Origin of the sequence: Mycolicibacterium iranicum (genome assembly GCF_002101705.1) — a bacterium.
Lineage (GTDB): Bacteria > Actinomycetota > Actinomycetes > Mycobacteriales > Mycobacteriaceae > Mycobacterium > Mycobacterium iranicum.
The window spans coordinates 81,792-101,134 of record NZ_LQPC01000043.1 but is presented as its reverse complement, the minus strand read 5'-3'; the positions used below and the strand labels follow the sequence as shown (position 1 = coordinate 101,134).

Here is a 19,343-nt window from a genome sequence, read left to right as displayed (position 1 = left end):
CAATCACCACCGCGGCCACACCGCACTCGGCGGTCAACCACCAGCCAGCCGCGTACCTAACCTCTCAGGTCAGTACAGCTAGTCCTCGGGAATCGACCTTTCGATCTCGTCGAGCCAAATGCGGGCCGACATGTCCGACGGCGCGCGCCAGTCCCCGCGCGGCGACAGCGATCCACCGTGCGACACCTTCGGGCCGTTCGGCAGAGCCGAACGCTTGAACTGGGAAAACGAGTAGAACCGCTGGGCGAAGACCTGCAGCCAGTGCCGAATCTCCTTGAGCGAGTACGACGGACGCTGGTCCTGCGAGATCCCCGGCGGCCAATCCCCCTTGTTCGCATCGCTCCACGCATGCCACGCGAGGAAGGCGACCTTCGAGGGACGAAACCCGTACCGCAGCACCTGGAACAACGAGAAGTCCTGCAACACATAGGGTCCGACCTTGTCCTGGCTGCTCTGAATCTCCTCGTCCTCGCCCGCCGGAACAAGCTCGGGGCTGATCTCGGTGTCGAGCACCGATTGCAGCACCTCGTTGACGGCATCCTCGAACTGTTCCGATGAGATCACCCACCGGATGAGGTGCTGGATCAACGTCTTCGGAACTCCGCCGTTGACGTTGTAGTGCGACATCTGGTCGCCGACCCCGTAGGTGGACCAGCCCAGTGCGAGCTCCGAGAGGTCGCCGGTGCCGAGCACGATCCCGCCGCGCTGGTTGGCAAGCCGGAACAGATAGTCGGTGCGCAAACCTGCCTGCACGTTCTCGAACGTGATGTCGTACACCTTCTCGCCGCGGGCGAACGGGTGGTCCATCTCGGAGAGCATCAGCTGCGCCGTCTCCCTGATGTCGATCTCGGAGAACGTCACGCCGAGCGTCTCGCCGAGGCGAATCGCATTGCGCTTCGTCCGATCTCCGGTGGCGAACCCGGGCAGGGTGAACGCCAGGATGTCGCTGCGGGGCCTGCCCAGGCGGTCCATCGCGCGGGCCGCGACGATCAGTGCATGCGTGGAGTCCAGACCTCCGGACACCCCGATGACGACCTTCGGGGAGCCGATCGCTCGCAGCCGCTGCTCCAGACCGGACACCTGGATGTTGTAGGCCTCATAGCAATCCTGTTGCAGTCGCGAGTAATCCGCAGGCACAAACGGGAAGCGCTCCACCTCGCGGCGCAGTCCGATGTCACCGGGCGGTGGGTCGAGCAGGAACTCGACACGTCGGTAGTCGTCGGCGGTGATGCCGTGATGGACGCGGTTGTCGTCGAAGGTCCCCATCCGCAACCGCTCGGCACGCAACAGCTCCAAGTCGACGTCAGCAACGGATCGCCTTGCGCCCGAGGGAAACCGCTCCGATTGCGCCAGGCAGACACCGTTCTCCCACACCATCGTCTGGCCGTCCCAGGCCAGATCGGTGGTGGACTCGCCCTCGCCCGCGGCGGCATAGACGTAGGCCGCCAGACACCGCGACGACGCCGAGCGGGCGAGGAGGGCGCGGTCCTCGGCGCGGCCGATGGTGATCGGACTCCCGGAGAGGTTGGCGAGCACGGTCGCTCCAGCCAGGGCCGCTTCCGCGCTCGGCGGAATCGGCATGAACATGTCCTCGCAGATCTCCACATGCAAGACGAATCCGGGAAGGTCTGCCGCGGCGAACAGCAAGTCCGGACCGAACGGCGCGTCGACGTCTCCGATCCGCATCACGCCACGCACGTCATCGCCCGCAGCGACCTGCCTGCGCTCGTAGAACTCGCGGTAGGTGGGCAGGTAAGACTTCGGCACCACGCCGAGAACCCGGCCACGGTGGATGACGACGGCAGTGTTGTAGATCCGGTGGCCGAATCTCAGCGGTGCCCCGACCACCAGGACCGTCATCAGATCGGCGCTCCCCGCGACGACTTCGAGCAGGGCCTCGCCGACGGCGTCCAGCAGCGTGTCCTGAAGCAGGATGTCTTCGATCGAGTAGCCCGACAGCGTCAGCTCCGGAAACACGGCCAATGCCACGTCGTCGGCGTCGCACTCCCGCGCCACCTCCAGCACAGCGGCGGCGTTCGCTGCGGGGTCAGCCAGGACGACCTGCTGCGTGCAGGCCGCCACGCGGACGAAGCCCTGCTGGTACGCCGAGTAGAAATCCATGCCCCATTGTTGCCCGCGATCGCCGCGCTTATTCGTCAGCCCGCACAACTTGGCGGTTCGGAGCCTGATGCAGGCCGCCTCGGCGCGATGCGCGAGGAGCATTGGCCGCCGGTGCCGCTGGCCCCGAGTTGGCCTGCCGTTTCCCCGACCGCACCGCGCGCGATCCGCGGATTTTCCCTCCGGCGCGCATCGTAGGCGCATGAACAAGGTTGCCACCCAACGCCAGTCCCTTCCCCTGCTGTCCGAGCTCGTCGAGCTTTTCGACAACTTGCCGTCCTTCCCGGCGCTGCGTCCGCTCTTCGAAGGCCGCGTGATCCGCGTCGAAGACGAGTTGCACGACGACATGTACGAGATCCGCGCCGAACTGCCCGGTGTCGACCCTGAGGAAGACATCGAGGTGACCGTCCGCGACGGGCGCGTCACGATCACCGCAGAGCGATCGCGCCCCGGCGACAACTGCGGTCGCTCCGAGTTCAACTACGGCTCGTTCAGCCGCAGCTTGCCTCTGCCCGACGGTGCCGACGAGGACGACGTCAACGCCATCTACGACCGCGGCATCTTGACGGTCTCGGTGCCGCTGTCCGACGAGAACCGCATGGAGAAGCACATCGAGGTCGTCGAGATCGTCGGTTTCGAGCAGGACGACGATGACGACGACGATGACCTTGACGACGACCGTGACGATGACGACGTTGAGGATGCCGATGACGATGAGGTTGCCCATCACCACACCAATGGGAATGCGGAAGCCTCCGACCAGCGGGAACACAGCCATCACGGCTGATCGCCTACATTCGGAGGGGTGGAAGCACCCGAACTCGTCGCCTTGCTGCGGGGTAGACGTATCGCGGTGCTGACCGGCGCAGGGATCTCCACGGATTCGGGGATCCCTGACTATCGAGGTCCGGACTCGCCGCCGAGCAATCCCATGACGATCCGTCAGTTCACCTCCGACGCGGTGTTCCGGCAGCGCTACTGGGCTCGCAACCATCTCGGGTGGCAGCATATGGACCGCACCCAGCCCAATGCCGGGCACCGTGCGCTGGCGGCGCTGGAACGTGCCGGTGTCGTCTGCGGTCTGATCACCCAGAACGTCGACCTGTTGCATTCGAAGGCGGGTAGCGACAAGGTCATCGACCTGCATGGCACGTACGCGCGGGTGATCTGCCTGGACTGCGCTTTCACGATGACGCGGGCCGCGCTGGCCGATCTGCTCGATGAGGCGAACCCGGGCTTCGCCGAACGGGCCGCGGCGGTCGGCGGAATCGCGGTCGCCCCCGACGCCGACGCAGTGGTGGCCGACACCGCGTCGTTCCGGGTCGTCGACTGTCCACGCTGTGGCGGAATGCTCAAACCAGACATCGTCTATTTCGGCGAGAGTGTTCCGAAAGACCGTGTCGATGAGGCGTATTCACTCGTCGACGCGGCTGACGCGCTACTTGTCGCGGGGTCCTCGCTGACGGTCTATTCCGGCTACCGCTTTGTCCGCCATGCGGCCGCCGCGGCCATGCCGGTCGCGATCATCAACCGCGGCTCTACTCGCGGCGACGACCTGGCGACTGTGAAGATCGACAACGGTTGTTCACCGATGCTGGCGCTGCTCGCCGACGAATTGCCAGTGACAGCCGACCTCACCAGGTGACCGGCAGACTCCGGACCGCGTGCACGAAATTGCCGGGCACCAATGACGGTTCCCCGGCCTGCAGGTCGGGCAACTGGGTGAGCAGCTCACGGAAGAGGGCCCGCAGCTGAGCGCGTGCCACATGCGCGCCGAGACAGAAGTGGCGTCCGCCACCGCCGAATCCCAAGTGCGGGTTCGGCTTTCGACTGAGATCGAACCGTGCAGGATCCTCGAACACCTCGCCGTCCCGATTGCCCGACGAATAGAACATGACGACCTTTTCGCCGGCGTCGATCTGCTTGCCCCCGAGTACGTAGTCGCGCGTCGCGGTCCGGCGGAACGTCATCACCGGTGTCGCCCAGCGAATGAACTCCTCGATCGAGCAATCGACACGGCTGTCGAAATCGGCTGTCAGCCACTCACGTTGGCCAGGATGCTGAGTGAGTGCCATGACCGCGTGGGTCGCCGTCTGCCGCGTCGTATCGTTGCCGGCCACCGCGAGGAGGACAAAGAACGCGGCAACCTCGGCGTCGGTGAGCCGTGAGCCGTCCACCTCGGCGTGGACCAGAGCGCTGAACAGATCGTCGCCGGGGGTCTCGCGGCGTTGCGCGGCGAGACTCAGCGCGACCTGGTGCATGTACATCTGCGCTTCGACGAGCACTTCGAGCGGGTTGCGACCGTCCAGGTACACCGGGTCTGCCCAGCTGACCATGGCGTCGGCGGCCTCGGCAACGTGATCGCGTTCCGAGGCGGGTATGCCCACCATGTCCGACAAGGTGCGCACCGGAAGCTCTTTGGCACAGTGCTCGACGAAATCCGCACCCGGCCCGGCAGCCTGCAATTCGGTCACGATCGCGGCCGCGTTCGCCTTGATCGAGTCCTCGATCCGGCGCACCTGCCGAGGCGTGAAGGCCGCGTGCACCACCTTTCTGATCTGCGTGTGGCGCGGCGCGTCCATGGCCAGGAACGACTGCGACGCTTCGAGAAGTTCCTCGGGGACATTCTCGAAAAGCACACCCTTGCCAGAACAGAACGCTTCACTGTCGCGGCTGACCTCCACGATGTCCGCGTGCCTGGTGACCGCCCAGAACCCCCGGTCGAGCGGATCGGGCATCAGTGCATCGTCGACGGGCCGATGCCAGCTCACCGGGCGCTCGCGACGCAGTTCGGCAAAAGCCACCTCGCGAGTGTCGGCTGTGGACGACCAGAAGGCTCGCGACGACAAATCAATCGGATCGAAGGCCCGGACGGTCGATGTGTGGTCGGTCACAGTCATGGACTGGACATTACGGCTAGACAGTGTGTCTAGTCAAGGTGCAGACGCGGCGGCTACGCTGGGCTGATGCCGTCGCTGACCCGCAAGACCCAGGCCACCAGGCAGGAGCGCCGGGAGCAGATCGAACGCCGACTGCTTGACGCGACGGACCGTCTGATGGGCGACGGGACGAGCTTCACCGAACTCAGCGTCGATCGTCTTGCGACCGAGGCCGGGATATCGCGGGCAAGCTTCTACATCTATTTCGAGGACAAGGGCCATCTGCTGCGTCGCCTTGCGACCCAGGTCTTCGGCGATCTCACCGGCGCGGCACAACTGTGGTGGTCGGAGTCGGCCCGTCAGGACCCGGGGACCGTGCATGCGGCGATGATGGCGATCATCGCCGCATACCGTCGACATCAACCGGTTCTCATCGCACTCAACGAACTGGCGGCCTACGACAGCGCGGTTGGTGACACCTATCGCGAACTGCTGGAGGAGGTTACGGCGGGGTTCGAAGCCGTGATCGCCGCGGGCCAGGCCAACGGCGCCATCCGCCCACATCTTCCGCCCGCGACCACTGCCAGCACGCTGGTCTGGATGGTCGAGCGAACATGCCAACAGACTTTGCCGTCTCGGCCCACGTCGTTCGACGCCGAACTGGCCGATGTCCTCACCGAAATCACATGGAGCGCACTGTATCTGCAGCCGTTCAAGGACTGACCGCGACCAGGTCGTCGGCGTGCACGGCGGGCCTGCGCATCTCGGCAGGTAGATCCGAGGTCGACCGGCCGAGCATCGTCGCCAACTCTGCCGCGTCGTAGGCGACGACACCGCGAGCCACCATCGTGTCGGTTTGGTCGCGCAATTCGACCACGTCGCCGCCGAAGAACTTGCCGGACAGTGCCGTGATCCCGGCAGGCAGCAGTGAGCGGCGCTGCCGTACAACAGCTCTGACAGCCCCCTCGTCGAGGGTCAGCGCACCGGCCGATTCCGCGGCGTAGCGCACCCAGAACCGCCGTGCCGACATTCGCTCGGACCGAGCCGCGAAGACCGTGCCCACCGACGCATCGTCGAGGGCGGCCGCGGCGTCCGACGCCGCCGCAAGCAGCACCGGCACGCCCGCGTCGGCCGCCAGCAGCGCCGACGACAACTTCGACACCATGCCGCCGGTGCCCAGATGACTGCCCCGTCCAGCCGTCACCCCTTCGAGGTCATCCGGTCCGGATACCTCGGAGATGAAGCGCGCGTCGCCTTTTCGCGGATCGCTGTCGTACAGGCCGTCGATGTCGGACAGCAGCACCAGGGCATCGGCGCCGACGAGGTGGGCCACCAGCGCCGACAGCCGATCGTTGTCACCGAACCTGATCTCATTGGTCGCGACCGTGTCGTTCTCATTGACGATGGCCACCGCGTGCAGCGCGCGAAGCCGATCGAGGGTGCGCTGGGCGTTGGTGTGCTGGACCCTCATCGAGATGTCGTGCGCGGTGAGTAGAACCTGACCGACCGTGCGGTCGTAGCGGCCGAACGCCGTGCTCCACGAGTTGATCAGAGCCACCTGCCCGACGCTGGCTGCCGCCTGTTTGGTTGCCAGGTCGGTGGGCCGCTTGGTGAGGCGCAACGGCTCGATGCCCGCCGCGATGGCGCCCGAGGACACGATCACCACGTCGGACCCTGCCTTCATCCGCGCCTCGATCGCGTCGGCGAGGTATTGCAGCCTGCCAGCGTCGAACACGCCCGACGGCGTGGTCAGCGCTGTCGTACCGATCTTGACGACGACCGAGCGCGCCTTACGAATAGCGTTGCGGTGCGCGCTCATTCGACGTCCGCGTCCTCGCTGCCCTGCCGCCGCGCCTTGCGTGCGGCCTTGCGCTCGTCGGCGGAGACCCGATCACTGTGCTCAAGTCTGACGTCGGTGCCTCGGCCGGACAGATGCACATCGACCCCGGCTGGGGTCTGCGGCTCCCAGTCGAACGTCATGTCGCCGATCGTCACCGCGCAGCCCGGCCGCGCCCCCAACTTCAGCAGTTCGTCCTCGACACCCAGGCGCGCCAACCGATCACCCAGGTAGCCGACTGCCTCGTCGTTGTCGAAATTGGTCTGCGCCACCCATCGCTGCGGCCGGGTGCCCTTGACGACGAACCCTCCGTGACCGTCGGGCTCCACGGTGAACGACGTCTCGTCGACAGCAATGGGCCGGATGACCGGTCGTCGAGGCACAGCCGGGGGTTGGGCCGCGCGGTAGGCCGCCACCATGTCCCACAGTGCGAACGTCAACGGGCGCAGCCCTTCTCGGGCGACGGTCGAAATCTCGAATACCGGCCAGCCGAAACGGCTGGCAACCTCGTCACGCACGAAGTCGGCCAGCTCGCGCGCATCGGGAACATCGATCTTGTTCAGGACCACGGCGCGCGGCCGGTCGGCAAGGTCACCGAGCGTCGAATCCCCCTGCAGCGTGGGTTGATACGCCCTGATCTCGGCTTCCAAAGCCTCGATGTCGGAGATCGGATCACGACCCGGCTCCAGCGTCGCACAGTCGACGACGTGTACCAGCACGGCGCAACGCTCGATGTGTCGGAGGAAGTCCAGGCCCAGACCGCGGCCTTCAGATGCACCCGGGATCAGCCCCGGAACGTCGGCGACGGTGAAGGTGTGCTCACCCGCGGATACGACACCGAGGTTGGGGGCCAGCGTGGTGAACGGATAGTCGGCGATCTTGGGTTTGGCCGCCGAGATCGCCGAAACCAGGGACGACTTTCCCGCCGACGGGAAGCCGACCAGGCCGACATCGGCGACGGTCTTGAGCTCGAGCGTGAGATCACGGGTTTCGCCCTGCTCGCCCAGCAGCGCAAAACCAGGGGCTTTACGCGCGCGCGATGCCAGAGCGGCATTACCGAGACCACCGCGACCGCCTGCGGCGGCTTCGAAGCGCGTGCCCGGGCCGACGAGGTCGGCGAGGATCTGCCCATGCTCGTCGAGGACGACGGTCCCGTCGGGGACCTTCACCTCAAGGTCTGCACCGGCCGCTCCGTCACGATTGCTGCCGGCTCCCTGCTTGCCCGACGGCGCGACCACGTGCGGATGGAAATGGAAATCGAGAAGCGTGTGTACCTGCGGGTCGACGACGAAGACGATGCTGCCGCCGCGTCCGCCGTTACCGCCGTCGGGACCACCCAGCGGTTTGAACTTCTCGCGGTGAACCGAGGCACAGCCGTTGCCGCCGTTGCCCGCCCGCGCGTGAATCACGACGCGGTCGATGAAGCGAGGCATCGGACGTCCTTTCCATGACGAAATCTACGTTTTGCGTGCCGGATCGCGAGGGCGGTCGGCGCAAAACGTCGATTCCGACGTAAAGGACCTAGGCCTCGCCGGCAGGGGTGGCGCGGACGACGTTGACAGTCTTGCGGCCGCGCTTGGTGCCGAACTCCACGGCGCCGGGCGCCGTGGCGAACAACGTGTCGTCACCGCCACGACCGACGTTGACGCCGGGGTGGAAGTGAGTGCCGCGCTGGCGAACCAGGATCTCGCCTGCCTTGACGACCTGCCCGCCGAACCGCTTGACGCCGAGCCGCTGGGCGGCTGAGTCGCGACCGTTGCGTGAGCTGGAAGCGCCCTTCTTGTGTGCCATGTCTGTCGCTCCCGTCGTTACTTGATGCCGGTGACCTTGAGCACCGTCAACTGCTGACGGTGACCCTGGCGCTTGTGATAGCCGGTCTTGTTCTTGAACTTGTGGATACGGATCTTCGGGCCCTTGGTGTGCTCGAGGACCTCGCCGGTGACCGCGACCTTCTCCAACGCCTTGGCATCGGTGGTCACCTTCGCGCCGTCGACGACCAGGGCGACCGGCAGCGAGACCGAGGCGCCGGGCTCAGCGTCGAGCTTCTCCACCTTGACGATGTCGCCGGCGGCGACCTTGTACTGCTTGCCGCCAGTCTTGACGATCGCGTACGTGGCTGTGTTCGCTGCCATCGCTTGGTCTTCCTCTGCTCTACGTGCGGGCGCGCAACACCGGGGGTGTGCGTGCGGGTCTGGGTGGGATCTCGTCCCGTCTCCGGCCCGCTGTGGGCAGGCCCTGGAGACAACTGGTCAAGGGTACGTGACCAGCGGGAGGAGGGTCAAACCGCTCAGTCGCGGCTGGGCGGACCAGCGGGTCGGGCGGCTGCTCGCCTCCGCTGTCTGCCTACCGGAGCGGCGACGGGCTCCTCATATTCGTCATCCTCGTCATCGGAGTCGTCCTCCTCCGAGTCCTCGTCGTCATCGTACGAGTCCTCGTCGTCATCCTCGTCATCGGAGTCGTCGTCGAGCTCCTCGATGTCGTCGTCCTCGTCGTCATCATCGTCGTCATCGAGGTCGATCTCATCCTCGTCCGAGTCGTCGTCCGAATCGTCATCGGAATCCTCGTCGTCAGAATCCTCGTCGCCGAAGTCATCGGCGTCGTCCCGCACGCCGGTCACAGCAGCATCGGTATCGAGCTCCGCGACATCCTCGGCGGCGATGGCGCCGTCCTCGCCGTCCTCGTCGTGCTCGTCGTCCTCGTGCTTGCCATTGGCAGCGGCCATCGCCTTGAACATGGGATGTTCGCCCGGCGAGTGCGCCGGCACCTTGGCGACCTGGACTTCCTGTTCGCTGCGGCCGCCGCGTTTACCGCGCTTACCGCGCCGGCCCCCTCCGCCACCGTTGCCGTTGGCGTTGTCCGACTTGCGAGTGTTCGTGGCCGCCGCCGAATCGACCGGATCGCCGTGCAGCATGATCCCCCGGCCCGCGCAATGCGTGCAGGTCGTGGAGAACGCCTCGATCAGGCCCGTTCCCAGGCGTTTCCGGGTGAGCTGGACCAGCCCGAGTGACGTCACTTCCGACACCTGGTGCCGGGTGCGGTCGCGGGCCAGCGCCTCGGTCAGCCGGCGTAGAACCAGATCCCGGTTCGACTCGAGCACCATGTCGATGAAGTCGATGACGACGATGCCGCCGATGTCACGCAGGCGCAGCTGCCGCACCGTCTCTTCGGCAGCCTCGAGGTTGTTGCGGGTGACGGTCTGTTCGAGGTTGCCGCCGGAACCGGTGAACTTGCCGGTGTTCACGTCCACGACCGTCATGGCCTCGGTCCGGTCGATCACCAGCGTGCCGCCCGAGGGCAGGTACACCTTGCGGTCCATCGCCTTGGCGAGCTGCTCGTCGATGCGGTGAACGGCGAACACGTCGGGTCCGTCCGGGGTCGAGGGCTCGTACTGGGTCATCCGCGGGAGCAGTTCCGGCGCGACCGAGGTCACGTAGTCGGTGATCGTCTTCCACGCGTCGTCACCCGACACGATCAGACCTGAGAAGTCCTCGTTGAACAAGTCGCGGATGACCTTGACCAGTACATCGGGCTCTTCGTAGAGGGCGACGGCGGCGCCGGCCTTCTTCTCGGTGATCTCGGAGGCCTTGGCCTGGATCTCGTTCCAGCGCTTCTGCAAGCGCTCGACGTCGGTGCGGATGTCCTCTTCTTTGACTCCTTCGGACGCCGTGCGGATGATCACGCCGGCGTCCTGCGGGACGACCTCCCGCAGGATTTCCTTGAGCCGCTGCCGTTCGGTATCGGGCAGCTTGCGGCTGATGCCGGTCGACGACGCCCCCGGCACGTAGACCAGATAGCGGCCCGCCAGCGAGACCTGTGTGGTCAGGCGGGCGCCCTTGTGGCCGACGGGGTCCTTGCTGACCTGGACGACGACGTAATCACCGGGCTTGAGCGCCTGCTCGATCTTGCGCTGGGCACCGCCCAGGCCCGCGGCCTCCCAGTTGACCTCACCTGCGTAAAGCACGCCGTTGCGGCCGCGGCCGATGTCGACGAACGCCGCCTCCATCGACGGCAGCACGTTCTGCACGATTCCGAGGTAGATGTTGCCGACCAGTGACGCGGACGCCGCCGATGTCACGAAGTGCTCGACGACGACGCCGTCCTCGAGCACCGCGATCTGCGTGTAGCGGGCGCCTTCGTGCGGCGGCTCGGTGCGGATCTTGTCGCGGACCACCATCGTCCGCTCGACAGCTTCGCGGCGGGCCAGGAATTCGGCTTCGGACAGGATCGGCGGCCTACGCCGTCCGGCGTCGCGACCGTCCCTGCGGCGTTGCCGCTTGGCTTCCAACCGGGTCGAGCCGCTGATCCCCTGGATCTCGTCGCTCTTGTCCCCCTTGTCGCCCTTGCCGGACTTCCGGGGTTCGCGCTCGTGGACGACGGTGTTGGGCGGGTCGTCGGGCGAGCCGTTGCTGTCGCCGTCGTCGTCGGACCCGGACTTGCGGCGTCGCCGACGGCGCCTGCGGCGATTGCCGGCCTCGCCGCCCGAGCCGTCGTCGTCCCCGCTGTCGTCGTCTTGGTCCTCGGCGCCCTCGCCCGACGGAGATTTCTCGGGGTCGGCCTCGCCGTCGGGATCGGAGTCGGCGGCGGAGTCGTCGCCGCTCTGCTCGCCGCGGCCGCGACCGCGTCCCCGGCGTCCGCGCCTGCGCCGCTTGGCGGCAGGCCGTCCGGACTGATCGTCGTCCGAGTCCGTGTCGGCGTCCCCGTCGTCCGAGTCGTCGGCGTCGTCGTCATCGCTGTCGGCAACAGGCTCGTCGAAGCGCACGGGCTGCGGAGCGACGAACAGCGGAAGGTAGTCGGCGGGCTCTGCGGCAGAGCGGGAACTCGGCGCCTCCAGGATCAGCCGGGACTCCGGCTCCTCCTCGACGCGCGGCTCGTCGGCGGGCGGGTGCTCGACGCGCTCCTCCGAGACGGGCTCCTCCTCGGCGGGCGGCTCCTCGACAGGCTCCGGGATTGCTGCCATCGGCTCGGGCTCGCTCTGCGCTTCGACGGCGTCGGTGGCGACCTCGGTCACCGACTCGGGGGCAGTCTCCGCTTCGGAGGCGGCCAACGCCTCGCGAACGCGGTCGGCCTCCTCGCGGCCCACCGTCGAGTGAGCACTGCGGACTCGGCCGTCGAACTCGCTGAGCGCGTCGATGATCCGCCTGCTGGTGGTACCCAGCACTCTGGCCAGCGAATGCACCCGCAGCTTCTCGGGCGCTGGAGCACCCTTTGCTTCGGCGGGCGTGTCAGCTACGTGCTGAGGCGCTTCCGCGAGATCATGGGATGGTGCTTGAAAGTTCTCATTGTCGGCCACGTATTCTCCTCAAGCCCCCGGGCGCGTCAGTTTGCTGACGCGGCCACGCGAGGGCTTCCGATTCTGTATCCGGGCTACCTACTCCCGGACTTCTTATGGTCTCGCTCCGAGTGATCCCGAAGGAACGGTCTCGGTGCCTGTCTGAATGATGGCTGGACGGCTGCGCCGCACCGATGTAGCGGTGGTCGCGCTCGCCAAAGTCTTCATTCGGATGGCCGACCCGGGTTGTAAGGCCGGTCACCCGCGACCAGTATCCCACATCTCGGAGGGTGATCCGAGAAGGCTGGGTTAGCTCGGGCGAGATGCCGTCAGAGACCGGGGAACCAGAGCTCGATCTCGCGGGCGGCGGAGTCCGGCGAATCGGATCCGTGTACCAGGTTGAACTGGGTCTCCAGACCCAGGTCACCGCGGATGGTGCCGGGCATGGCCTTCTCGACGGGGTCGGTGCCGCCGGCGAGTTGCCGGAACGCTGCGATGGCGCGCGGGCCTTCGAGAACGGCCGCGACGACAGGACCCGAGGTGATGAACTCGAGCAGCGACGAGAAGAACGGCTTGCCTTCGTGCTCGGCGTAGTGGGCGCGGGCAGTTTCGTCGCTGACGTTCTTCAGCTCCAGGGCTGCGATGGTGAGGCCCTTGGCTTCGATTCGGCTGATGATCTCTCCGATGAGGCGGCGCTGCACACCGTCGGGCTTGATCAGTACGAGAGTTCGCTCAGTCACGCACGACAGCCTAGTTGAGGAGTTCCGGCTCTCAGTCGTCGGCGGGGCGCTGTCCCGGCAGCAGACCCCGCTTCTGTCTGCGAAGAACCTCAGCTCGCAGGTAGGCGATGAGCAGCCAAACCAACAGAAACAGCAGGCCGATGAAGCCGATTCCCGGATAGATGAACCAGCCGGCCACGAGAAGCACCTGCACGCCGAGATTGGCCCAGATCGCCCACGGTCTGCCCTGCACCCCGGCCATCAGGACCAGCAGCACCGCGACGCCGATGACGTAGGCCATCGAGAACCCGGTGAGCCCAGGCCCCACGGCGCCGACGACCGGCAGCGCCAGGAGCACGACGATGGCCTCAAGGATCAAGGTGCCCGCCATGACGCCGCGGAAGCTCTTCCACGGATCGGGGGCTTGGGTCGTCATGCCGGGTCCTTTCCGAACAGGGTGCGGGCCGCGCCCGCGGTGACCACAGAACCTGTGATGACGATCCCTGCGCCACTCATGCCCGCGCCGTCGGCGTCATTCCCCGATTCCTCGACCACGGCGGTGGCCGTCTCGATCGCATCGGCGAGCGTCGACGCTGTGATAACCCGCTCCGGCCCGAAGATTTCCTCGGCCTTGACGGCCAGCGCACCGACCTCCAGTGCCCGCGGCGAGCCGTTGTGGGTGACGACGATCTGATCGAGCGACGGTTCGAGCGCGGCCAGGATGCCGTCGACGTCCTTGTCGCCCATGACCGAAAGGACGCCTACGAGGAAACGGAAGTCGAACTCGTCGCGCAGCGCCTCCGAAAGCGCGGCCGCTCCAGCAGGGTTGTGCGCCGCATCGATGAAAACAGACGGTGCGCTGCGCAATCGTTCGAGGCGGCCGGGCGACTTCACGGCCGCGAAGCCGGCGCGCACGGTGTCGATGTCGAGCTGCCGGTCGGCGCCGGCACCGAAGAACGCCTCGACGGCCGCCAACGCCAACACTGCGTTGTGGGCTTGGTGTTCGCCGTGCAGCGGCAGGAAGATCTCCGAGTACAACCCGCCGAGACCCTGCAGTTCCAGCACCTGGCCGCCGATGGCGACCTGCCTGCCGAGAACGGCGAATTCCGAATCCTCCCGCGCGACGGCAGCGTCGGCCCGTACCGACTCGGCGAGGAGGACCTCCATCGCCTCGGGCACCTGACGCGCAAGCACCGCGACGGTGTCGGTTGGCACGAGGTCGTCGGCCTGCCTCGTGATGATCCCTGCCTTCTCCCCCGCGATCTCGGCGATCGTGTCACCCAGATAGTCGACGTGGTCCATCGAGATCGGGGTGATGACCGCGACCGGTGCGTTGACGACGTTGGTGGCGTCCCAGCGGCCACCGAGGCCGACCTCCACGACGGCGACGTCGACCGGCGCATCGGCGAACGCCGCGAACGCCATCGCGGTGACCACTTCGAACTTGCTCATGCGGGGCCCGCCCGCGGCTTCTGACTGCCGGTCGACGAGTTCGACGAACGGCTCGATCTCCCGATAGGTGTCAACGTAGGTCGCGGGGCTGATCGGCCTGCCGTCGATGGAGATGCGCTCGACGGCCGACTGAAGATGCGGGCTGATGGTGCGCCCGGTCCGGCGACTGAACGCCGTGAGCAGTGCGTCGACCATCCTGGCCACCGACGTCTTGCCGTTGGTCCCGCCGATGTGGATGGACGGATAGCCCTGTTGCGGCGAACCGAGCAGCTCCAGCAGCGCGGAGATCCGTGACGTGCTGGGCTCGATCTTCGTCTCGGGCCACCGCTGGTCGAGCAGGTGCTCGACCTGCAACAGGGCGGCGACTTCGTCGGGGGTGGGTTCCACGGATGACATGGGCGATCCGTTCCGCTACCGGCTGGCCGAGAGCGCGGCGAGGCGAGCCTTGATCCGCTCCACTTCCTCGCCTGCCACCTGCTGACGGCTGCGGATCTTGTCGACGACCTCGGCGGGCGCCTTGGCCAGGAACGCATCGTTGCCCAGCTTCGCCGAGGTTCCCGACAGCTCCTTCTCCGCAGCGGCGAGATCCTTTTCCAGCCTTCGGCGCTCGGCTTCGACGTCGACGGTGCCGGATGTGTCGACCTCGACGACCACGGTCGCAGCCGACAGTCTCACCTCCACCGACGCCGACGCGCTGAAACCCTCGGCAGGGGGCGTCAGCCACGCCAGCGCGGTCACCGCGGGGACATGGGCCTGTAGACCTGCCGCCTCGACCTCCGACAACCGGGCCGGCACCTTCTGCCGATCCGCGAGACCCTGGTCGCTGCGGAACCTGCGCACCTCGGTGATGAGCTTCTGCATGTCCGCGACCCGTTGGGCCGCAGCGTGATCCGTTTCGAAGCCACTCGGTGTCGGCCACTGCGCGACGACCAGCGACTCTCCCCCGGTCAGGGCCTTCCACAGCACCTCGGTGACGAACGGCATCACCGGGTGCAGCAGCTTCAGCAGGCTGTCCAGCACGGCGGCGAGCACCGCGGTGGTATGGGAAATCCCTTCGCTCAGCTGCACTTTGGCGAGTTCGACATACCAATCGCAGAACTCGTCCCAAGCGAAGTGGTAGAGCGCCTCGCACGCCCGGCTGAACTCATAGGAGTCGAGCGTCGAATCCACCTCGGCCCGAACCTCTTCGAGCCTGCCCAGAATCCAGCGGTCCGCATCGGTGAGCTCGCCAACGGGCGGCAGCGGCGCGGGACTGGCCCCGTTCAGGAGCGCAAAGCGGGTGGCGTTGAACAGCTTGGTGGCGAAATTCCTGGACGCGCGGGCATGGTCTTCACCGATCGCCAGGTCTCCCCCGGGGCTGGCGCCGCGAGCCAGGGTGAATCGGAGTGCATCGGCACCGAACATCTCGACCCAGTCGAGTGGATCGATGCCGTTGCCCTTCGACTTGCTCATCTTGCGGCCGTGCTCGTCGCGGATCAGCCCGTGCAGGAAGACGTTCTCGAACGGCACCTGAGGTCCGCGCGCGCCGTCGAGCGTGATCGACTCGTCGCCCGCGACGAACGTGCCGAACATCACCATGCGCGCCACCCAGAAGAACAGGATGTCGTAGCCGGTCACCAAAACGCTTGTCGGATAGAACTTCTCCAACTCGGGCGTGCGATCGGGCCAGCCCATCGTGGAGAATGGCCACAACGCCGAGCTGAACCAGGTGTCCAGCACGTCGGGGTCCTGCTCCCAGCCCTCCGGCGGCGTCTCGTCCGGGCCGACACACACCTGCTCGCCGTTGGGTCCGTGCCAGATCGGGATCCGATGTCCCCACCACAGTTGTCGCGAGATGGTCCAGTCGTGCATGTCGTCGACCCAGCCGAACCAGCGCGGCTCCAGGCTCTTCGGGTGAATCACGATGTCGCCGTTGCGAACCGCGTCACCGGCAGCCTTGGCCAGCGACTCCACCTTGACCCACCACTGCAGACTCAACCGCGGTTCGATCGGCTCGCCGCTGCGCTCGGAGTGTCCGACGCTGTGCAGGTAGGGCCGCTTCTCGGCGACGATGCGCCCCTCGGCGGCCAGCGCCTCGCGCACTGCAACTCGCGCTTCGAAGCGGTCCATACCGTCGAATCGGGTTCCGGTGTCGGCGATTCGGCCCTTGGTGTCGAGCATCGTCGGCATCGGCAGCTGGTGGCGCAGCCCGATCTCGAAGTCGTTGGGATCATGGGCTGGCGTGACTTTGACCGCGCCGGTGCCGAATTCGGGGTCGACGTGCGCGTCCGCGACGACGATGATGTCGCGATCCAGGAACGGGTGCGGAAGCGTTTTGCCGACGAGGTCGCGGTAGCGGTCGTCGTCGGGGTGCACCGCGATCGCGGTGTCACCGAGCATCGTCTCCAGCCGGGTGGTGGCGACGACGAGATGCGGTTCGTCGTCGTTCATCGAGCCGTAGCGGAACGAGACCAGCTCGCCCTCGATGTCCTCGTATTTGACCTCCAGGTCGGAGATCGCGGTCTCCAGCACCGGAGACCAGTTGACCAGCCGCTCGGCGCGGTAGATCAGCCCGGCGTCGAACAGTCGCTTGAAGATCGTGCGCACTGCGCGCGACAACCCGTCGTCCATCGTGAAGCGGTCGCGGCTCCAGTCGACACCGTCGCCGAGGCGGCGCATCTGTGCGCCGATGGTGCCACCGGACTCGCGCTTCCAGTCCCACACCTTCTCGATGAACAGCTCGCGGCCGAAGTCCTCTTTGGTCTTGCCGTCGACGGCGAGCTGCTTTTCCACCACGGTCTGGGTCGCGATGCCGGCGTGGTCCATGCCCGGCAGCCACAACACTTCGTATCCCTGCATGCGCTTGCGCCTGGTCAACGCATCCATCAGCGTGTGGTCGAGGGCGTGACCCATGTGCAGGCTGCCGGTGACGTTGGGGGGCGGCAGCACGATCGAATACGGGGGCTTGCCGCTGGACGGATCGGCGCGGAAGTAGCCCGCGTTGACCCAGCCTTCGTATAGCTCGCTCTCTACTGCTGCCGGGTCCCAGGACTTGGGCAGGGCGTCGAGCGCGGGGACGCTGCGCGCGTCACCGTTGGCATGGGGCTGGGAGGTCACCGCGCCATTCTAGGAAGTGGCTGCGAGACGGTGCGTTGCGCCCGAGTGGCGGCCTACTTCCGGCCGCCCAGCAGCCCGCCCAGGATGTCGCCGAGCGGCCCTCCCTTGTCTCCTCCGAGCACGCTGCCGAGGATGCCGCCCAACGGGTTGTCACCTCCTGCGCCTTGGCCGCCTCCCAGAATTCCACCGAGGATGTCGCCGAGGCCGCCGCCGGACTGGCCCTGCGGCGCGGCCTGCCCGCCGGACAACTTTCTGCCGATGTAGGCCAGCACGATCGGCGCCAGGATCGGCAGCAGCTTGTTGATGAGGTCGCTGTTTCCCGCGCCGCCGCCGGACAGCGCCGACGCCACCTGCCCGGTGTCGTTGCCACCGAATATCTTCGCGATCGCCTTCGAACCGTCGGTCTCGTCGACCTGGTCGACGTCCACCCCGCCCTCGAGCAGGCCGCTGGCGGCGTGGGTGGTGGCTGCCGACGCGATGCGTGACGCGGTTCCCGGGTCTTGCGCGTTGTGCTGCAGACCGCCGACGAGTACCGGCAGCAGGGTCTTGACCGCGCTGCTCACCTCGCCTTCGTCGGCGCCGATCCGGCTTGCGATCTGCTGGGTGGGTATCTCGGCGAACAGTTCATCAAGATCAGCCATGAACCGACGGTAGACCCGCCCGAGGGGCCTGCGGGCGCTGTTCGCCTAGTTCAGTCGTGACACCTCGAGCGACACGTGAGCGGCCGGGAACCGGGCGAGCAGCGCGTCGCCCATGGCGGCCGCTGGGGTCAGGATTCCGCGCAGGTCGGAGAGCTTGTCTCGGTCCAGCGCCAGCGCGAGTCCACTCTCGCCGAGCAGCACCGAGGTGGCCTTGTATCCGGGATCGCCCTGCTGGGACATCCGGGCGACATACCGCGCGCCCTGGGTCGTGGTGGTGTACGTCTCGACCGTGTAATGCCCGCGCTCACGGGTCTGCTCGTTCGGACCCGTCCCGGGCTTGGGCAGCACTCTCTCCAGAGCGGCGCGGGGCACACGATTGATGTAGCGGGTGCCGAGCTCCATCGTTGCGACGTTGCCTGCGGTGGCCATGGCGGCGATGACGGGTGCGCCCACCGAGCGGCCGAGGCTCATCTGCTCGGCGTACTCGAAGCGCCTGCCGTAGGCATATTCGAGAAGCGCATTGCTGCGCCGCACGATCCGGCTGTTCGGGATCGCCATCGGAAAGGCACCCACCCAGTAGCCGTTGAGCTCGGGGGCGATGTCGCGGCCTCGCCGCCAGCGCGCGTCGGGCTGGGCGCCGAGCTCAGGCTCGGCGCCGCGGTCCGGGCTCAGCGTGTACGGATCGTTGACGAGTTGCCGACCGTCCGGATCACCGGAGGCCTCTCTGGCGAACTCGACCATCGACGCGATCGTGCCACCCGACGCCCCGCCCGCGAAGGTACGCACCACAAAGTTGGTGTCACCCAGTTGTCCGGTGCCGTCCCGCTCGGCCTGCCGGTACAGCGCGAAGACCGTGAGATCCGACGGAATGGAATCGAATCCGCACGCGTGCACGATGCGCGCACCGGTGTCGACCGCCTGCTTGTGATGAAGGTCGATGGCCTTGCGGACGAAGAGCGTCTCTCCGGTCAGGTCCGCGTAGTCGGTGCCCGCCGCCGCACACGCGGCGACGAGCGGAAGACCGTAGCGCAGGTAGGGACCAACGGTGGTGACGACAACCCGTGTGGTCGCGGCCATCGCGTTGATGGTCGAGGGTTCGGACGCATCGGCCACGATCAACGGCCAGTCCTTGGCCGCCTCACCGAGTGACTCGCGCACCGCGAGCAAGCGATCGGTGGAACGGCCGGCGAGGGCGATACGTGCGCCGGACCCGGCCGAGGCGAGGTACTGCGCCGTCAGTTTCCCGACGAATCCCGTGGCGCCGTACAGCACGATGTCGTGCTCGCGGTCGTGGTTCTGCTCGCTTGCTCCGTTGCCTGCGCCCATGGGGTT

At 66.9% G+C, this 19,343-nt stretch carries 15 protein-coding genes and 1 pseudogene; 3 read left to right on the top strand and 13 right to left on the bottom strand.

Annotation, left to right across the window (positions count from 1 at the left end):
• Positions 1-78: 78 nt before the first annotated feature.
• Positions 79-2,121, bottom strand: a complete 2,043-nt coding sequence (locus AWC12_RS20655) for an NAD(+) synthase (RefSeq protein ID WP_085176729.1) — start codon at positions 2,119-2,121, stop codon at positions 79-81.
• A 199-nt stretch (positions 2,122-2,320) separates the two neighbouring features.
• Between AWC12_RS20655 and AWC12_RS20650 the strand changes: the two are divergent.
• Both AWC12_RS20650 and AWC12_RS20645 read left to right on the top strand, forming a co-directional pair.
• Positions 2,321-2,737 (top strand): annotated as a pseudogene (locus AWC12_RS20650) (Hsp20/alpha crystallin family protein); the annotation flags it as partial.
• A 186-nt stretch (positions 2,738-2,923) separates the two neighbouring features.
• Complete coding sequence (locus tag AWC12_RS20645) at positions 2,924-3,763, top strand: NAD-dependent protein deacetylase (RefSeq protein ID WP_085176719.1); 840 nt, start codon at positions 2,924-2,926, stop codon at positions 3,761-3,763.
• Here AWC12_RS20645 and AWC12_RS20640 read toward each other — a convergent pair.
• Entirely contained in the window at positions 3,753-5,018 is a 1,266-nt protein-coding gene (locus AWC12_RS20640) for a cytochrome P450 (protein ID WP_024447943.1), read from the bottom strand. The two genes, AWC12_RS20645 and AWC12_RS20640, sit on opposite strands and share 11 nt — an antisense overlap.
• 66 nt (positions 5,019-5,084) lie before the next feature.
• On the opposite strand from AWC12_RS20640, the gene AWC12_RS20635 reads away from it, so the two are divergent.
• Positions 5,085-5,720: a TetR/AcrR family transcriptional regulator gene (locus tag AWC12_RS20635; RefSeq protein ID WP_085176717.1), complete on the top strand. Its 636-nt coding sequence runs from the start codon at positions 5,085-5,087 to the stop codon at positions 5,718-5,720.
• Here the strand turns inward: AWC12_RS20635 and proB are convergent.
• From proB to AWC12_RS20580, 11 genes are all read right to left on the bottom strand, one after another.
• On the bottom strand, positions 5,710-6,816 hold the full coding sequence (gene proB, locus AWC12_RS20630; RefSeq protein WP_085176715.1) for a glutamate 5-kinase: 1,107 nt from the start codon (positions 6,814-6,816) through the stop codon (positions 5,710-5,712). The two genes, AWC12_RS20635 and proB, sit on opposite strands and share 11 nt — an antisense overlap.
• Positions 6,813-8,267 carry a GTPase ObgE gene (gene obgE, locus AWC12_RS20625; RefSeq protein WP_024447940.1) on the bottom strand — a complete coding sequence of 485 codons (1,455 nt, stop codon included), beginning with the start codon at positions 8,265-8,267 and terminating at the stop codon, positions 6,813-6,815. The genes proB and obgE overlap by 4 nt, the downstream gene beginning before the upstream one ends.
• Before the next feature lie 88 nt (positions 8,268-8,355).
• Positions 8,356-8,625: a 50S ribosomal protein L27 gene (gene rpmA / locus AWC12_RS20620; protein ID WP_024447939.1), complete on the bottom strand. Its 270-nt coding sequence runs from the start codon at positions 8,623-8,625 to the stop codon at positions 8,356-8,358.
• A gap of 17 nt (positions 8,626-8,642) precedes the next feature.
• Positions 8,643-8,966, bottom strand: a complete 324-nt coding sequence (gene rplU / locus AWC12_RS20615) for a 50S ribosomal protein L21 (protein ID WP_024447938.1) — start codon at positions 8,964-8,966, stop codon at positions 8,643-8,645.
• A 155-nt stretch (positions 8,967-9,121) separates the two neighbouring features.
• Positions 9,122-12,124, bottom strand: a complete 3,003-nt coding sequence (gene rne / locus AWC12_RS20610) for a ribonuclease E (protein WP_085176713.1) — start codon at positions 12,122-12,124, stop codon at positions 9,122-9,124.
• 308 nt (positions 12,125-12,432) lie between these two features.
• A complete protein-coding gene (gene ndk / locus AWC12_RS20605; protein ID WP_085176711.1) occupies positions 12,433-12,843 on the bottom strand; it encodes a nucleoside-diphosphate kinase in 411 nt (136 codons plus the stop codon).
• 31 nt (positions 12,844-12,874) lie between these two features.
• Positions 12,875-13,258, bottom strand: a complete 384-nt coding sequence (locus AWC12_RS20600; protein WP_024447935.1) for a DUF4233 domain-containing protein — start codon at positions 13,256-13,258, stop codon at positions 12,875-12,877.
• The gene (gene folC / locus AWC12_RS20595) at positions 13,255-14,670 is read right to left on the bottom strand and encodes a bifunctional tetrahydrofolate synthase/dihydrofolate synthase (RefSeq protein ID WP_085176709.1); all 1,416 of its coding nucleotides are present in this window, start codon (positions 14,668-14,670) and stop codon (positions 13,255-13,257) included. The genes AWC12_RS20600 and folC overlap by 4 nt, the downstream gene beginning before the upstream one ends.
• A gap of 15 nt (positions 14,671-14,685) precedes the next feature.
• The gene (locus AWC12_RS20590; protein WP_085176707.1) at positions 14,686-17,370 is read right to left on the bottom strand and encodes a valine--tRNA ligase; all 2,685 of its coding nucleotides are present in this window, start codon (positions 17,368-17,370) and stop codon (positions 14,686-14,688) included.
• Between the two features lie 53 nt (positions 17,371-17,423).
• Positions 17,424-18,011 carry a DUF937 domain-containing protein gene (locus tag AWC12_RS20585; protein WP_024447932.1) on the bottom strand — a complete coding sequence of 196 codons (588 nt, stop codon included), beginning with the start codon at positions 18,009-18,011 and terminating at the stop codon, positions 17,424-17,426.
• 45 nt (positions 18,012-18,056) lie between these two features.
• The gene (locus AWC12_RS20580; protein ID WP_085176705.1) at positions 18,057-19,337 is read right to left on the bottom strand and encodes a saccharopine dehydrogenase family protein; all 1,281 of its coding nucleotides are present in this window, start codon (positions 19,335-19,337) and stop codon (positions 18,057-18,059) included.
• Positions 19,338-19,343: the final 6 nt, after the last annotated feature.

Excerpts from the sequence above, each read along its gene's own strand:
- AWC12_RS20635 (WP_085176717.1), top strand. The coding sequence starts at position 5,085 with ATGCCGTCGCTGACCCGCAAGACCCAGGCCACCAGGCAGGAGCGCCGG.
- AWC12_RS20655 (WP_085176729.1), bottom strand. The coding sequence starts at position 2,121 with ATGGATTTCTACTCGGCGTACCAGCAGGGCTTCGTCCGCGTGGCGGCC.
- AWC12_RS20600 (WP_024447935.1), bottom strand. The coding sequence starts at position 13,258 with ATGACGACCCAAGCCCCCGATCCGTGGAAGAGCTTCCGCGGCGTCATG.
- AWC12_RS20640 (WP_024447943.1), bottom strand. The coding sequence starts at position 5,018 with ATGACTGTGACCGACCACACATCGACCGTCCGGGCCTTCGATCCGATT.
- AWC12_RS20580 (WP_085176705.1), bottom strand. The coding sequence starts at position 19,337 with ATGGGCGCAGGCAACGGAGCAAGCGAGCAGAACCACGACCGCGAGCAC.
- proB (WP_085176715.1), bottom strand. The coding sequence starts at position 6,816 with ATGAGCGCGCACCGCAACGCTATTCGTAAGGCGCGCTCGGTCGTCGTC.
- obgE (WP_024447940.1), bottom strand. The coding sequence starts at position 8,267 with ATGCCTCGCTTCATCGACCGCGTCGTGATTCACGCGCGGGCGGGCAAC.
- rplU (WP_024447938.1), bottom strand. The coding sequence starts at position 8,966 with ATGGCAGCGAACACAGCCACGTACGCGATCGTCAAGACTGGCGGCAAG.
- folC (WP_085176709.1), bottom strand. The coding sequence starts at position 14,670 with ATGTCATCCGTGGAACCCACCCCCGACGAAGTCGCCGCCCTGTTGCAG.
- AWC12_RS20585 (WP_024447932.1), bottom strand. The coding sequence starts at position 18,011 with ATGGCTGATCTTGATGAACTGTTCGCCGAGATACCCACCCAGCAGATC.
- rpmA (WP_024447939.1), bottom strand. The coding sequence starts at position 8,625 with ATGGCACACAAGAAGGGCGCTTCCAGCTCACGCAACGGTCGCGACTCA.